The sequence below is a fragment of the Vibrio sp. V43_P6S15P86 genome (assembly GCF_009904725.1).
GTDB lineage: Bacteria > Pseudomonadota > Gammaproteobacteria > Enterobacterales > Vibrionaceae > Vibrio > Vibrio diabolicus.
This window is the reverse complement of record NZ_WXWT01000281.1, coordinates 1-556: the sequence shown is the minus strand read 5'-3', so window position 1 is coordinate 556 and position 556 is coordinate 1. Positions and strand designations below refer to the sequence as shown.

Genomic DNA, 556 nt, shown 5'->3' with positions numbered 1-556 from the left:
AACCTAAAGCATTGTGTCATAAACACTTAATTTGAAGTAGAAGCAAAAATGCCAAGCGTTGGGAATCCCTCTTAAATTGTTTGTTAGGTGCGTAGCTTATTCATGTACGACCTTTACCCATTTTGAGCGCCATTCTTGTGCTTCCATAGGATCAGGCCAGAATTCTTTTTGCTTGATGATTAAACCGTTTTCAACGGTATGAAAAGTAATAGCGCGGGCTTTTTGAACACTATCTGTAATCGATACATCAGTTACGACCGTTGCACCGTCACAGACTACCGAATGAACTTCAAACTCCCAAACACCATTTGCAGGGTAATAAGAATTGATAGCTGTGAAATTTTCTCTACCCACTGTAAGTTCATTTGATTGAGGCCAAAAGCCTTCGAAATTAGGACTAAGCCACTCACTAGCTTTGGCAAAGTCATTAGTTTTCATCGCATCCCAAAAAGCTAGGACAACTTCCTTTGAATTCATTATTTCCTCCAAGCACCTAACGCCGCGTTAAGTGGTGAACAACGCGACCACCTAACCTAAGTCATTGTGCCGTAAACAC

Annotated in this window: 1 protein-coding gene; it reads right to left on the bottom strand. The window is 41.0% G+C overall.

Going from position 1 to position 556, the window contains the following annotated elements; genetic code table 11:
- Positions 1-96: 96 nt before the first annotated feature.
- Positions 97-477, bottom strand: coding sequence for a nuclear transport factor 2 family protein (locus tag CAG69_RS12650; RefSeq protein ID WP_025818922.1), 381 nt, complete (start codon positions 475-477; stop codon positions 97-99).
- Between the last annotated feature and the right edge of the window lie 79 nt (positions 478-556).

Coding starts and splice junctions, on each gene's coding strand:
- CAG69_RS12650 (WP_025818922.1), bottom strand. CDS start 477: ATGAATTCAAAGGAAGTTGTCCTAGCTTTTTGGGATGCGATGAAAACT.